Source organism: Microbacterium sp. C-MGS6 (genome assembly GCF_058140415.1).
Genome location: NZ_CM176934.1, coordinates 2813346 through 2827843, shown reverse-complemented (window position 1 = coordinate 2827843; position 14498 = coordinate 2813346). Strand labels below are relative to the sequence as shown.

14 protein-coding genes are annotated in these 14498 nt (G+C 67.2%); 10 read left to right on the top strand and 4 right to left on the bottom strand.

Going from position 1 to position 14498, the window contains the following annotated elements; genetic code table 11:
• Positions 1-3 precede the first annotated feature (3 nt).
• Together AC3B5L_RS14005 and AC3B5L_RS14000 are read left to right on the top strand one after the other, a co-directional pair.
• Positions 4-846, top strand: a complete 843-nt coding sequence (locus AC3B5L_RS14005; RefSeq protein WP_268776652.1) for a polyphosphate kinase 2 family protein — start codon at positions 4-6, stop codon at positions 844-846.
• Between the two features lie 35 nt (positions 847-881).
• Positions 882-2801 (top strand): ATP-dependent nuclease, encoded by a 1920-nt coding sequence (locus AC3B5L_RS14000; protein WP_268776653.1) that lies wholly within the window; start codon positions 882-884, stop codon positions 2799-2801.
• A 12-nt stretch (positions 2802-2813) separates the two neighbouring features.
• On the opposite strand, the gene AC3B5L_RS13995 is transcribed toward AC3B5L_RS14000, so the two are convergent.
• Positions 2814-4064 (bottom strand): isochorismate synthase, encoded by a 1251-nt coding sequence (locus AC3B5L_RS13995; RefSeq protein ID WP_268776654.1) that lies wholly within the window; start codon positions 4062-4064, stop codon positions 2814-2816.
• Between the two features lie 55 nt (positions 4065-4119).
• On the opposite strand from AC3B5L_RS13995, the gene AC3B5L_RS13990 reads away from it, so the two are divergent.
• The 6 genes from AC3B5L_RS13990 to AC3B5L_RS13965 are packed head-to-tail and all read left to right on the top strand — an operon-like array spanning position 4120 to position 10065.
• The gene (locus AC3B5L_RS13990) at positions 4120-4683 is read left to right on the top strand and encodes a DUF402 domain-containing protein (RefSeq protein WP_187662290.1); all 564 of its coding nucleotides are present in this window, start codon (positions 4120-4122) and stop codon (positions 4681-4683) included.
• A complete protein-coding gene (locus tag AC3B5L_RS13985) occupies positions 4680-5399 on the top strand; it encodes a class I SAM-dependent methyltransferase (protein ID WP_259955222.1) in 720 nt (239 codons plus the stop codon). The genes AC3B5L_RS13990 and AC3B5L_RS13985 overlap by 4 nt, the downstream gene beginning before the upstream one ends.
• A gap of 43 nt (positions 5400-5442) precedes the next feature.
• Positions 5443-6504 carry a polyprenyl synthetase family protein gene (locus AC3B5L_RS13980; protein ID WP_259955224.1) on the top strand — a complete coding sequence of 354 codons (1062 nt, stop codon included), beginning with the start codon at positions 5443-5445 and terminating at the stop codon, positions 6502-6504.
• Positions 6505-6560: 56 nt separating this feature from the next.
• Positions 6561-7934 carry an FAD-dependent oxidoreductase gene (locus AC3B5L_RS13975; protein WP_268776655.1) on the top strand — a complete coding sequence of 458 codons (1374 nt, stop codon included), beginning with the start codon at positions 6561-6563 and terminating at the stop codon, positions 7932-7934.
• A gap of 60 nt (positions 7935-7994) precedes the next feature.
• Positions 7995-9026 carry a hypothetical protein gene (locus tag AC3B5L_RS13970; RefSeq protein ID WP_187662286.1) on the top strand — a complete coding sequence of 344 codons (1032 nt, stop codon included), beginning with the start codon at positions 7995-7997 and terminating at the stop codon, positions 9024-9026.
• Positions 9027-9063: 37 nt separating this feature from the next.
• Positions 9064-10065, top strand: coding sequence for an alpha/beta hydrolase (locus AC3B5L_RS13965; RefSeq protein ID WP_268776656.1), 1002 nt, complete (start codon positions 9064-9066; stop codon positions 10063-10065).
• Here the strand turns inward: AC3B5L_RS13965 and AC3B5L_RS13960 are convergent.
• A complete protein-coding gene (locus tag AC3B5L_RS13960) occupies positions 10056-10688 on the bottom strand; it encodes a GntR family transcriptional regulator (protein WP_268776657.1) in 633 nt (210 codons plus the stop codon). The two genes, AC3B5L_RS13965 and AC3B5L_RS13960, sit on opposite strands and share 10 nt — an antisense overlap.
• A 570-nt stretch (positions 10689-11258) precedes the next feature.
• Positions 11259-11591, bottom strand: coding sequence for a helix-turn-helix domain-containing protein (locus tag AC3B5L_RS13955; protein ID WP_490095890.1), 333 nt, complete (start codon positions 11589-11591; stop codon positions 11259-11261).
• A 65-nt stretch (positions 11592-11656) separates the two neighbouring features.
• Here AC3B5L_RS13955 and AC3B5L_RS13950 point away from each other — a divergent pair, with 65 nt between their 5' ends.
• The gene (locus AC3B5L_RS13950) at positions 11657-12520 is read left to right on the top strand and encodes a hypothetical protein (protein ID WP_490095889.1); all 864 of its coding nucleotides are present in this window, start codon (positions 11657-11659) and stop codon (positions 12518-12520) included.
• Positions 12521-12633: 113 nt separating this feature from the next.
• Here the strand turns inward: AC3B5L_RS13950 and AC3B5L_RS13945 are convergent, their stop codons facing one another.
• On the bottom strand, positions 12634-13524 hold the full coding sequence (locus AC3B5L_RS13945) for an Abi family protein (RefSeq protein ID WP_490095888.1): 891 nt from the start codon (positions 13522-13524) through the stop codon (positions 12634-12636).
• A 290-nt stretch (positions 13525-13814) separates the two neighbouring features.
• On the opposite strand from AC3B5L_RS13945, the gene AC3B5L_RS13940 reads away from it, so the two are divergent.
• Positions 13815-14090 (top strand): hypothetical protein, encoded by a 276-nt coding sequence (locus AC3B5L_RS13940; protein ID WP_490095887.1) that lies wholly within the window; start codon positions 13815-13817, stop codon positions 14088-14090.
• Positions 14091-14498 lie beyond the last annotated feature (408 nt).

The window sequence follows — 14498 nt, the reverse complement described above, 5'->3', positions numbered from 1 at the left end:
CGTATGAACGCGCACACCTGGACGCAGAACCTGCGGGTGCGGCCCGGCTTCCGCCTCGCCGACGTCGACCCTGAGAGCAAGCCCGGCTACGACCACGGCAAGTCCCGCGGCACGGCCGACCTCGAAGCGGGTCTCGAGCAGCTGAACGACCTGCAGGAGCGGCTGTTCGCCGAGAGCCGGGTGGGCACGGCGCAGGATGCGGTGCTGCTCGTCCTGCAGGCGATGGACTCCGCGGGCAAGGGCGGCATCGTGCGGCACGTGGTCGGCGGTGTCGATCCGCAGGGCGTGGCGCTGGCGGCGTTCAAGGCGCCGACGGAGGAGGAGCGCCGGCACGACTTCCTGTGGCGCATCGAGAAGCGGCTCCCCGAGCCCGGGTTCATCGGGGTGTTCGACCGCTCGCACTACGAGGACGTGCTCATCGGACGGGTGCGGCAGCTGGCCGATCCCGCGGAGATCGAACGCCGCTACGATGCGATCAACGCGTTCGAGGAGCGCGTCGCGGCCTCCGGCGTCCGCATCGTCAAGGTCATGCTGCACATCTCGCCGGAGGAGCAGAAGGCGCGGCTCATGGAGCGTCTGGAACGGCCGGACAAGCACTGGAAGTACAACCCCGGCGATGTCGACGAGCGGATGCTCTGGCCGCAGTACATGGAGGCGTACCAGACCGTCTTCGACCGCACGTCGACGGAGGCCGCTCCCTGGTACGTCGTGCCGGCGAACGCGAAATGGTACGCCCGGCTGGCCGTGCAGGAGCTGCTGCTCGCCGCCCTCGAGGACATCGATCCCCAGTGGCCGGTCGCCGGCTTCGATGTCGAGGCCGAGAAGAAGCGCCTCGCCGCGAGCTGACCCACTCACTTGGCCGATGGTGGGAAGGTGATGTAATGCCCGATGAACTGACCGCTCCTGCGACAACATCAGCTTTCAGTATTTCCTGGACGGGTGGACCTGGATACCTAAGTGTGCGGTTCGCGCGACGCGGCGATGTCGTCCCCAACGCGACGATGCACGTCGGGATGATCCGGAACGGTAGGGCATATGCGGGAGATGGTCCGCAGTTCTCCAGCTTGAACGACGATCTTGTTGCGCACTTCTTCGATCGACAGCGGATCGCGGCGTCGACATTGTCGGGGGACTACCTGAACGCGGTGGAGCCAGGAGCAACGCTCGCAATCATCCTTGTCTGGCGATCCTCAATGATCGATACGATCCAAGCCGTTGGCGCCTCAATCGCCTATGACGAGAATGGAGAGTTTGACGTGCAGGAAGTTGTCCACGACCACCGAGCGATGGAATTCCTGGAGGACACCGGGATGATCCCGTCGAGGCAGATTGAACCGACCGGTCGACCAACAGAAGCGGGACACTTCACTGAGGTGTGCGTCGCCGGGTATCGGGGGTTCGCCGAGGAACGGGTCTTGCGGCTTGCCGCTCCGACGGGAGAACCTGGCTCAGGGCTCACCGTGCTCGTTGGGAGCAACAATAGCGGAAAATCGACGTTCCTAGAAGCGCTTCACTTTCTGGCTATGGCAAGGAACTCGTATCAGATGAGCTTTGCCCAGCCCCGCCGCCACCGCGACCGCGATTCGGTCAGCCTTGAGTTGGCTCACGTCGACGGTAGACGACTTAAGGTTGAAACCGCCCGCCCCGGAGGAAGTCAGGCCTTCTACCGATGGCTCCCCGAAGATGCCGCCCCGGGCACATTTGACATCCACGTGACCCCCTCCCGTCGCCAGTTCAGCCCTTACTTCGGCAACATGGGGAACGAAGACCGAAACTGGGCAATGTCTGGCCAGGAGTATTCGCGTACGCAGCTGCGTGAGGAATTCGTTGGGCGGCTACGTAAAGTTGATCGCGACCCGACTTCAAGGAAGGAGTTCGACGCGCTTCTCGAGCGGGTCGTCGGCTATCCCGTGCAGTGGACGATCGACGAGATTGCAACCGGTCAGCAGTTTCTAAAGATGATGGAGCCCGATGGCTCGTGGTATACCAGCGAAGGACTTGGCGACGGTCTAGTGAGTCTGCTGTTCATCGTGGATGCTCTCTACGATTCGGACCCAGGCGCGCTTATAGCGATCGACGAACCGGAGTTGTCACTTCACCCTCAATTGATCAGGCGGCTCGCGCAAGTCTTATCCGAGTATTCGGCGAAACGACAGATCATCATCTCGACGCACTCTCCTTTGCTGATTGACTGGGCAGACATTGCAAACGGTGCGACCATCGCTCGCATCTACAAGACACAAGGTCGCTCCGAGATCGCCCAAGCATCGCCCGAGACGTTGAAAAGAATCTCTGCACTCGCCGACACGCGGAACATGGCTAACCCGCATACGGTTGGTTCGGTCGCTCGCGAGGCACTGTTCCTTGACGACGGTGTCATTCTGACGGAGGGCCAAGATGACGTAGCGTACTTTCCGCGCGTGCTCGCCGGCCTTGGTCTGCCACCCGACGCGAACGTGTATGGGTGGGGGTCTGGCGGTGTCTCTAATATTCCGAAGATTGCGCGCCTTTTTGTAGAGCTTGGTTTTACCCGCGTCGGCGCCATCCTCGACATGGATGGACAGCCGGGCACTCAGAAGGCGCTGGAGGAACTCGAGGCGATGAGCCCCGTTGTCCTAGCGCGGCAAATTCCGGCGCCGGATATTCGATTCAAGCCGGCGACTTCTGCTCGAGAGGCTGTGTTGGGCTTGCTTGCTGAGGACAAGGTCACCGTGCGGCCTGAGTTTCTCGAGGAAGCGCGAACCGTCATCGGTGAAGTTCTCGGTCATGTTGCGGGCGAAGGTGGCGCGTCCGCGAGCTGACCGCGGCGGACGTCAGGCCAGCGCGTCGACGAGAGGACGGAACTTCACCCGCGTCTCGAGGAGTTCGCTCTCCGGATCCGATCCGGCGACGATCCCGGCCCCGGCGTAGGCGGTGACCGTGATCGCGTCCGCGGCCGTCGTGAACTGCGCGCACCGCAGGGCGATGGCCCACTCGCCGTTGCCGTCCGCGTCGACCCAGCCGACCGGCCCGGCATAGCGGCCGCGGTCGAACGGCTCGAGCTCCCGGATGGCGGCGATGGCCGTCGGTGTCGGAGTGCCCGCGACGGCCGCGGTCGGGTGCAGGGCGCGCACGAGGTCGAGGGCCGAGCGGCCGTTCTCCAGCTCGCCTTCCACGTCGGTCGCGAGATGGAAGAGGTTGGGCAGCTTGAGGAGGAAGGGCTGCTCGCTCGCCGCCAGCGCCCTGGTGTACGGGCGCAGGGACGCGAGCACGCTCTGCACGGCGTACTGGTGCTCGTCGAGGTCCTTGGTGCTGGAGGCGAGGTGCGCGGACGCGGCGGTGTCCGCGTCGGCATCCGCTCCGCGTCCGATCGTGCCGGCGAGCACGCGGGCGGTCACCGTCCGGTCCTGCACGGTGACGAGGGTCTCCGGGCTCGCGCCGATGAGCCCGTCGACCGCGAAGACCCAGGTGTCCGGGTACCCGGTGGCCAGTGCCCGGACGAGTCGCCGCAGGTCGGAGCCCGCGGGGATGGTGCCCTGGAGGTCGCGGGCGAGGACCACCTTGCTGAGCTCGCCGTCCGCGATGCGGGCGAGCGCTCCCCGCACGGCGTCCTGGTAGCCCTGGGGGCTCTGCGCTCCCGGGCCCACGGTGCCGGCCCAGTGCGGTCCGTACTCCGCGGGCTCGACGGCGCCCGGCGCACGGTCGTCGCTGCGACGGATGCGGGTCTCCCAGAAGCGGTCCCCGTGGCGGCCGAGGATCCGCGACGGGATCACGAGCACGCTGTCGGCGTGCGAGTCCTCGTCGAAGGTGAAGGCCCCGAACGCGACGAGCCCGGTCCCGGGGAGTCGCAGCGGATCGGAGACCGCGGCCTCCGCCGAGAGCCCCTGCCAGAGCGCCGCGAGGGATTCGGCGCGGGTGCGTCCCTCCTCGGCCGGCGGGCGGAGCTCGGCGAGCGGCTCGCCCACCGCCACGATCCCGTCGCCGCGGCGGAACCAGGCGAGCGGGCGGGCGGGGTCCGCGAAGGAGAGGAGGTCTTCGACCGGGTCGATCTCTCGGGTCTCCACGACCAGGGGGGTGTGCTGCACGACTCCAGCCTATTCCGCGGGGCGTCGGCGGAGCCCGCGGACGTAGGGTGGGCGGATGAGCGATGCGCGTCCCGCAGCCGGTGCCGAGATGATCTTCCAGTGGCGCAAGTGGGACGGGTCGCCGCACTGGCGTCACGAGTGCGTGTACCTCGGCGCCGACCGGTGGGGCGACTGGGTGGGGCAGCCCGCCGGCTGGCACAGCGCCCGTCCGGGGGCGGAGTTCCATGCGGCCACGCCCAACGTCACCCTCGTCCCGCCGAGCGCCGACTTCGCGCTCACCGTCAATCGCCGCCACCCCCGGGGCATGCGTGTCTACATCGATCTCGGGTGGGACGTCCGGTGGTCGGACGATCCCCTGCTCGCGATCGGCATCGACATGGATCTCGACGTCGTCCGCGTGGAGGGCGAGCGCGGCACCTGGGTCGATGACCGGGACGAATGGGCGGAGCACAGCGCCCGCTACGGGTACCCGGCCACCGTCATGCGGCATCTGGAGGAGCTGGCGCTCGACCTCGAGACGCGGGTCAGGGAGCGCACGGCGCCGTTCGACGACGCCACGGCCGATCCGTGGCTGGACCGGCTGGAAGCGCTGGAGCTCGCGCCTAGACTGGACGCGTGACCGCGAACGACAAGAACCGCGCCGATCTCGGCAAGGACCCCGCCCGCGTCAGCGGCATGTTCGACCAGGTCGCCGCCGGGTACGACCGCACGAACACGGCGATGACGTTCGGCAACGACGCGCTGTGGCGGGCCGCGACCACCCGCGCCGTCGCCCCGAAGCCGGGGGAGCGCATCCTCGACCTCGGCGCGGGGACCGCGTCTTCCTCCGCCTCCCTCGCCCGCAGCGGCGCGCAGGTCGTCGCGGCGGACTTCTCGCCCGGCATGCTCGCCGAGGGTCAGCGCCGCCACGGAGCGATGCGGAACCTCTCCTTCGTGCAGGCGGACGCCACGGCCCTGCCGTTCGCGGACGACGAGTTCGACGCGGTGACGATGTCCTACGCGCTGCGGAACGTCAACGACCCGAAGAAGGCGCTGCGCGAGCTCTACCGGGTGACCAAGCCGGGCGGCCGCCTCGTCATCAACGAGTTCTCCACGCCGCCCGGGAAGCTCTTCCGCGGGGCCTACCGGTTCTACAACGCGCAGGTGCTCCCGCGCGTGGCCCGCGTCGCCGGCACGAACGGCGACGCCTACGACTATCTGAACGAGTCGATCCGCGACTGGCCCGACCAGAAGCGGCTGTCCGAGTGGATCAGGGAGGCGGGCTGGCGCGACGTCGCGTACCGCAACCTCACCTTCGGCATAGTGGCCCTGCACCGGGCTCGCAAGCCCGCGTGACCACGGCGCGAACGGCGGCACCCGACGCAGGTAGGCTGGGACCGTGACTTCGAGCCCCAGCGCCCCGGGTTCGCGACTCGCGAGCCGTCTCGGCTTCAGCGATCGCGTCTTCGTCGGTCCCGCCGCGCGTCGCATCGCCCGCACCATCGAGGACGGACTGGAGCTGGTGGAGACGGGGCTCGCGGACGACGTCCGCGTCGCCGACCCGCTCGCCGACGCCGCCAGCCGCTACCTTTACGAGGCCGGTGGCAAGCGCATCCGTCCCGTGCTCACGCTGCTCGCGGCCCAACTCGGCGACGGGAACACCCGAGAGGTGATCGACGTCGCGAAGGCGCTGGAGATCACGCACCTCGGGTCGCTCTACCACGACGACGTCATGGACGGCGCCGACCGCCGACGGGGGGTTCCCGCCGCGCAGACGGTGTGGGGCAACAACATCGCCATCCTCACCGGCGACATCCTCTTCTCGCGGGCCAGCCAGCTCATGTCCCGCCTGGGTGAGCGGGCAATCCGACTTCAGGCCGATACGTTCGAGCGACTGGTCCTCGGGCAGATGCACGAGACCCTCGGCCCGCAGCCGGACGACGACCCGATCGCGTTCTACATCCAGGTCCTCGCCGACAAGACCGGTTCGCTGATCGCGGCGGCCACCCAGGGCGGCGTGATCTTCTCGAACGCCCCCGCGGAGTACGAGGAGCCGCTGCGCGCCTACGGCGAGAAGATCGGTGTCGCCTTCCAGCTGCTCGACGACGTGATCGACCTGTCGGCCAAGCCCGAGGAGACCGGCAAGGTCCCGGGGACCGACCTCCGCGCCGGCGTCCCGACCATGCCGTACCTCCTGCTCAAGGCGGAGGACGACGCCGCCGCGGCGGATCTCGCCGCCCGCATCGACGACGGCGTGGCCCTCATCGCCGACGGCGCCGACCCCGCCATCCTCGACGGACCGCTGGACGAGCTCCGCGACCACGCCGTCACCCAGAAGACACTCGAGCTCGCCCACGCCTGGACGCAGGAGGCGATCGACGCCCTCACCGCCCTTCCGCGCGGCACCGTGCGCGAAGCGCTCACCCGATTCGCCGAGACCCTCGCCGAGCGCTCCAGCTGACATCGCGCGGGCCGAAGGCCCGGGTGTCTGCCGCGACGGCACACGAAAGGACCTCCATGACCAAGCTGAGACTGGCCATCGTCGGTGCAGGCCCCGCGGGCATCTACGCCGCGGACATCCTGCTGAAGGCCGAGCGCAAGTTCGACGTGTCCATCGACCTGTTCGAGCAGCTCCCCGCCCCCTACGGACTCGTCCGGTACGGCGTCGCCCCCGACCACCCGCGCATCAAGGGCATCATCACCGCCCTGCGCGACGTGCTCGACCGCGGCGACATCCGTCTCTTCGGCAACGTCCGCTTCGGCGAGGACATCACGCTCGACGACCTCAAGAAGCACTACAACGCGGTCATCTTCGCCACCGGAGCGATCCGCGACACGTCGCTGGACATCCCCGGCATCGACGCGGTGGGCTCCTACGGCGCCGCTGACTACGTGAGCTGGTTCGACGGGCACCCCGACGTGCCGCGCGAATGGCCGCTGGACGCCGCGTCGGTGGCGGTCCTCGGCAACGGCAACGTCGCCCTCGACGTCTCCCGCATGCTCGCGAAGCACGCCGAAGACCTCCTCGTCACCGAGGTCCCCGAGAACGTGTACGAGGGCCTCAAGGCGAGCGCCGTCACGGACGTGCACGTGTTCGGCCGCCGAGGCCCGGCTCAGGTGAAGTTCACGCCGCTGGAGCTCCGCGAACTGGGGGAGCTGCGCGACGTCGACATGGTCGTCTACGACGAGGACTTCGACTACGACGAGGCCTCGAAGGACGCGGTCGCGAGCAACAAGCAGGTCATGGTCATCGACCGCATCCTGCAGTCGTGGCGCACGCGCGACTCCGTCAACAATTCCGGCGGCACGGCATCGCGCCGCCTGCACCTGCATTTCTGGGCCCGCCCGGTCGAGGTCCGCACCGACGAGAACGGCCGTGTCGCGGCCCTCGTGTACGAGCGCACCCAGCCGGACGGCCAGGGTGGTGCGGTCGGCACCGGGGAGCTGCGCGAGGTGCCCGTGCAGGCGCTGTACCGCGCGATCGGCTACTTCGGCTCGCCGCTGCCCGGTGTCCCCTTCGACAAGAAGCACGGCGTCATCCCGAACCACGAGGGCCAGGTGCTCGCGAAGGACTCCAACGATCGCGTGCCCGGCGTGTACGCGACCGGCTGGATCAAGCGCGGCCCGGTCGGCCTCATCGGCCACACGAAGTCCGACGCCATGGAGACCGTCCGTCACCTCATCAACGACCAGGGGTCGTGGTGGCACCCGGAGGACCCGTCCGAGGAGGCCATCCCGGCACTGCTCGCCGAGCGCGGCGTCGCCTGGACCGATCTGGACGGCTGGCACCGCCTCGACGAGCACGAGATCGGCCTCGGCGCGCCCCAGGAGCGGGCGCGTGTGAAGGTCGTCCCGCGCGACGAGATGGTGCGCGTCTCCCGCGGCGAGTGAGTCGTCTCGGCGCCGGGGCGTGCTCCCGGCGCCGGGTCCCCGCAGCCCTAGGCTGAGGCCATGCGACCTCGTGCACTCCTGGCCCTCGGCGCCGTGGCCGTGCTCCTGCTGTCCGGCTGTGCGCCCGAACCCGAGGTGAAGCCGACCGGGACGCCGTCGGCCGCGATCACGCCCGCCCCGACGGACGCGGCGGCGCAGGCGCCCACCCCGGCTTTCGACGTGGACTGCGCCGATGTCGAGGCGGCGATGTCGACCGCCGGCGGCGATGTCGGCGGTGAGGTGGCCGAGGTGCTCGGCGTGTGGTCGTCGCCGAGCTGGTACCCCGGTCCGGCGCAGCACATGTTCCAGCGGGCGGGCGGGATCGCCTGCTCGGCGGGAACGGCGGAGCACAACTGGGAGGTCACGATCCTCCCCGGGGCCGAGGAAACGGTCGCGGGCGCGGAGTCGCGCGGCGGCTACTACGGTGAGGAATCCCGCTGCGAGACCGGCGGGTACTGCTTCTTCCAGCTCCTCGACGGCGAGGTGCTCGTGTCGGCGACCGTCGTGGACCCGGAGAAGGGGCCGGACGACACCGCGGCGTTCGAGGAGGCCCTGCGCGCGCTCGGCGCCGCGGCCGTGGCGTCGCTGCGGGAGGTGGATGTGACGGAGAGCCCGGTGGAGGGTGTGGACTGCACGCGGTTCCTCACCGCGACGGAGCTCGCGGAGCAGGTCGACGCCGAGGTGTACGTGGTCGACGCGTTCGGCGGGTGGTCCATCCCGGCCGAGGTCTACCAGGAGCGCAACGGTGCGCGGATCTGTTACTACGCCTCCGGGGACGACGAATACGCCGCGCAGGGGTACATCATGCTCACCACGCTGCCCGGTGGCGCGTGGGCGTTCGACGAGCTCGAGGGCGAGGAGGAGATCGAGGTCGAGGGAGCGGATGCCGCCCGTACCGGCGTCGACGAACTCCGCCGTCCGGTGCTGGATCTCCGCGTGGGCGCGGACTGGCTGCGTCTCACGACGTTCGACGGGTCCGGAATCGACGACCTCGCGCCGATCGCGGCCACCATCGCGGACGACTTCGCCGTGGCCCGTCCCGGCGGACAATGACCGCCGTGGGCTAGCCTGTGCGCGAGGGGGAGGACGCATGGCCGAGTGGGTTCCGGATGTTCTCGGCGATGAGTTCGCCCAGCTCACCCTCGACCTCGGCAGCGACGAGCAGGGTCCTGTGGTCGCCACTCTCGTGCGGGCTCTGCCGACTCCCGTCCCGTGGTGGGAGCGTGCCCGGCGCCGTCGCCCGCTGCTGGAGGGCGTGGACGTGCTGTACGTCCACGGATGGTCGGACTACTTCTTCCAGAAGCGGTTGGCGCGGTTCTGGACGGCTCGCGGCGCCCGCTTCTTCGCGCTCGATCTGCGCAAGTACGGGCGCAGTCTTCGGGAAGGGCAGACCCCGGGTTACATCACCGATCTGTCCACCTACGACGAGGACATCGCCGCGGCCCTGGACGCCATGGGACGCGGCGAGGAGAGCGGTCGTCGTCTGATCCTGTTCGGACACTCGACCGGTGGCCTGACGCTGAGCCTGTGGGCATCGCGGCATCCCGGTGCGGCCGATGCCCTCGTCCTCAACAGTCCCTGGCTCGAGTTCCAGTTCGCCCCCGTGCGGGCCGCCATCGCTCCGATGGTGGAGTTCCAGGCGCGGATCCGGCCGCTCGACGTCGCGCCGCAGATCGACCTCGGCTACTACACGCGGGCGCAGCAGGAGGTGGCCGACCCGGACGACCCGATGGAGGTCAACACCGCGTGGCGCCCGGTGCAGACGATGGCCGTCTACGCCGGCTGGCTCAACGCGATCCTCTCCGGGCACAAGACCGTCGCGGCAGGTCTGAACATCGCGGCACCGGTCTGCGTGCTGCTGTCGGCGCGGTTCGTTCCGCCGACCCGCTGGTCGGAGGAGCTCACCTCGGCCGACTCCGTTCTCGTCGTCGACGACATCGCCCGCGCGGCCCTGCGGCTGGGTTCCACGGTGACGGTCGAACGGATCGACGGCGCCCTGCACGACGTCTTCCTGTCCCGGCACGACGCCCGGGAGGACGCCTACCGTCGCCTGCACCGCTGGGTCGTCGGCTGGCGCGCCGCTCACACGTAGTACATCGCGCGGGCGAGACGCTCCGCCTCGTCGCCGTCACCGCTGCGCACCGCCTCGGCGAAATCGGCATACACCTCGCGCATGCGTTCGCGATCGCCGGGACGCACGACCCATCCGCGCAGGTTCCGGGTCACGGCCACGGCGACATCGTCGATGAGCATCCGGTGCTGGCGGTTGCCGCTGTGGTCGGCGAGGTAGGCGAAGACCGCCCATCGCGCCCGTGCCGTCGATGCGCCGTCGGCGAGCGAGTCCTGCATCCGCGCGATGAGCTCCAGGACCCGCTCGCGGTGGACGGCGCTGAGTCGCGGCACCGCCATCCGGGCGGTGATCCCGCCCTGATAGCCGGCGAACTCCAGCGATTCGGCCACGACCTGCGGCGTGACCATCGTCACCTCCGTGTACCGGCTCGGGTACATCGTCACCAGTCCCAGGCGCTCCAGGCGCTGGAGTGCTTCGCGCACGGGCGTCCGCGAGACGTGGAGTTCGTCCGCCACGTCGACGTCCCGGATCCGGTCACCCTCGGCGAACTCTCCCTCCGTGATCAGCCGCCCGATGTGGTGGAACACCTCATCCGCCAGCAGCTGCTTGTTCTCTCCGATGCTCTTCGACTCGATCTGCCCCATGGCCCAGCCCCCGGTCGTTCTTGGTCTGCCACCGGCGTCCACTCCCGGGCGGTGAGGGGAGCGACGGTCGCAGGATTGCCGTCATGCCTCCACGGGGGGCCGATCCGCGTGGGGGCGCGCAGCGGGCGGGGAGGCTTGTCATGAACCCGGGACCGGTCGACGTGCGACGCCGGCAGACCCCAAGCCGACGCGAGCTTCGGGGGCCCGCGCCGCTCCCTCCCCTGAGTCGGCGTGGCATCCTCGAAGCGCATCCACCGCGGCGATCGGGTGTCGGACGGGGATGGCGTCGGAGTCGTGACGAGTCACGACCGCTTCCAGTCTCGACGAAGAACACCGATATCTCGATATGCGTTAACCGGAGAAAAGAAGGGGCTCGGGATGACTCCCGAGCCCCGACCGCCGACGCGAGTGTTGTCAGCGGTAGTTGATGAACAGTGCCGGCGTTGTTGGCGATAGTTGGCGGCCAATGTGTCCGCTGAGATTCCGGGGAACTGGGTGTTGGTAGCTGCTGGTGGCTGCGGGTCAGTTCGGCACGGTTTGCGGACTCAGTGCGGACTGAATCGCCGTGATTCACGGAAGTCGACGACGCCTGAAAGATCCTCGTGGCTGGCTCCATGCATCGCGGCTCGGCGCAGACAGCGGCGTGATCCCCAAGGGTCCGTCCGCCCCGAAACGCTCTGCGAGCGCGGCTGAGAGCATGATGTCCTGCGCCGTGATGCCGATGAACGCGGCAACCTTCTCCAGGTCTGCTGTCGTGAAGGGGTATGCGCCGGACATGCGGCCGTATACCGTCGGTCTGCTCAGGCCTAGGACGTCGACGAGTTCGCTGGGCTTTTTGTTCGCCCGAGCCAGCTCGGCCCTGACGGCTCCCGCCACCGCGGATTGAAAAGTCTGGTCACCCATCTGGTCGAGAATAGCCGGACGGCAACAAACAGCGTTCGGAGCGACCGGGATAGGATCTGTGTCCCATGGAGCTTGCCTACGAGCGGCTGCCGGCGCCAGCGGACGAGGAATCTGAATGGTTGTACTGGGACCCTCCACGGAAGCGCTGGCATCGAGTCATCCTGCTCGTGGTACCGGAATTGCCATCTCGAGTTCGCATCCAACACCTCGACGCGGACATGCGTGGGAAAGCAGAGTGGGTGCCCGCCAGACGATGCAAGGTGCCATGGAGGTTGCGTGATGCGTTTGATGCGACGCAGGCGGCGTGGACCCGGTTAGCCTCGCATGATCCTGAGGCCCCGTCTCGCCGCGCTGCTGAGTTTGTCGCCCTTGAGCTTCTTGAGGAGTCGATCGCGACCCCTGCTCTCCGCTCGGCAGCTCTCGAGATATCCAACCTCAACGGGCTCAGTGCAGCAACAGGCATCGCCGTAGAGGATCTTGTCGCCCACCCCGACACCATCGTCGAGGACGGCATCACTCACGTGCCCTGGCCTACGGTCGCTCGTGTCGCGCAGGAGCTTTGCCGGCGTTACCCGGACGTAATCACGGGCTACGTCTGGCAGCGGGAGCGGGAGGAGCATGATCTCAGTATTCGTCGTCAGGCGGAGGGCGGAGCTTGGTACGACGACGAGACGTTCGCAGATGATCGGTTCGCCAGGCGAGCCAAACGCTGGGCGAGGGAAGATCAAGCCATGCGGCGGATTCTGATGCAGTGGGCGGACGTCGATATCCCCGGAATTGCTAGTCGCTATGCGGAACTGCGCAACCGTCACATCGAGCTCACGCTGGCTCTACTCCCGGCGCTCGACCAGCTCTCCCGGATTCGCTCAAAGAGGTCTGACCTCATCGCCGCAGAGATTCGAGCGATCATCAATCAGTCAATACCGTGACGCCCGGTTCTGGACCGAGTTACGTTGCGCTCGGGACTGGCCCCATTGCGACGAAGAACCTCGACGAAGAGATACCTCAGACTGCTGAGTATGAAAGCTCGGCTTGAGGCGAACTACTTGTGCTCGGGCGAGGTAAGCCCGTTCTTGAATCGAGTGAACGCGGCGGTCATGCCATGAAGGTCTGTGTCAAAACTTGAGTCGCGTCGGATTGTCGAGACCATGTGTGCGGTGACCGTGATGACTCCCCACGCGGTGTTCCGATAGTCCTGACTGGTCGTCCCTGGCGTAACCAAGGAGCGGGGGATATATGGCACGTCGGTCCTCACATGTCGGTTCCAGATTCGACCCTGGTGAGCACACACGTTGCGCAGGACCGCGACCGCTCGCAGGTTGGTCGCGAATCGAGCTGCGGTGAGCCCGTCGCGGTACCCGAATCGAGCGGCGATCTTGTCTCGCAGCTCGGAATCCGCGAGCAGTCCGTACATGCGAGAGAGCACCCCGAACGATAACGCTTCGGTGGCAACCCACATCGGAACCTTCGAAGGGTCCTTGCTTCGGTAGTGGGCTATATGCCTTTCTTTCGACCGTTCGATGTCGTTAGCAATGTCTGCGAGAAGGAGGTCCCGCATGATGTCGCCGTCCTGATTCGCACTGTCCAGGTAGGTGGCGGGATCGCGGAACTCAGTACCGTCGCCGCCCGCGATGCACAAGTGCGCGACGAGCATAGACCGAAGCGCGATTTCGATCTCCGACAATCCCTCGATCAGCAGGTTCCGCAGCATCGCATCCTGCAGGTAGAGCTCATAGACGTCGGCGAAGTCGCTGCCGTGGATGAAGGAGTTGGCCCCTGCGGCGGGATCGACTTGAAAGTACCTCCAGTAGCCCGAAAGCCGGTAGTAACCGTGGTCGAGGAGGGCTCTGTTCAGCTCGCTCCGACTGTCGAGCAGGCCTCGCCTCGCGAGGAGAGTTACCTGGCTAGCGATGGGTAGCGACGGTTTTGCCATATCGCGACCTTAGGGCAAAAAGAAGGCCCCCCGGCAAGTCAAGCGTACGTATGTCGGCGCCTGGCCCCGGGGGGAACTGTTACTTCGACACTACCACGGACCGCCGACGTGGAAAAGGTCTCGATCGTAGTAGCGATGGAGTTGCCAGGCGCCGACTTAGACTTGGTTGTCTCGGCCGGAGGAATGGATGGTCCGGCATGCAGTCTCGAGGCTTGTCTCCTGCGACGAAGCTCAGTATCGCGTTGGATGCGATCTGTTCACGCAACAGGTACACGACTGACACGGCACCGGTGCTGGATGAACTCAAGGCGACTGCGGGCGAACGCACAGACATGCTCGCTGAGGCCGTGGGTACATGGGTTGGCTACTTCGAGGGGGAGTACACGGCGACGTTGTGCACGGCGCTGAAAACACTCCCGGACCTCGAACCGTGGATTGCGTTGGGGAAGCATCGCCGGTCACTCCCAGACCCGTCCACACCGGCTGTTCTTGGGCATGGTCAGGCTGCTGCGGTGCCGCTCTACATCACCACGGATAAGGCCGTTTTTGACGGCAACGGACGGTGAGCGCCTGGACGGCGAACTAGAGGAATCGTTGCAACAGCATCGTCGAGGTGAGAGTCTTAGCCTCGTATGTTCTAGGGGGAAGTCAGGGGCGATTCGATGAGCACTTCGGGAGATCAGGCAGTTCTCGTGTCAAGAGGGCGAGGCTCCGTGAGTCGGCTGGTTGTTGCTGGTGTCGCCGTGGGGCTGTTGGTCTTCGCGGGTCTGGCGACAGCGTTGGGATTGCCGGACGTGACGATTCGCTACGTCAGTTTCGCGACAATGGTCGCGGCTCTCTCATCTGGTGTTGTTGCTGTCCGGCGCGGTCCCGCCGGAGTGAGGGCCGTCAGCGCGATTGTCGCCGTGGTGGCGCTCATGCTGGGGTCCACTTTCTTTGGTCTGACGTATTCGTAGTTCTGGCGCAGGTTCCTA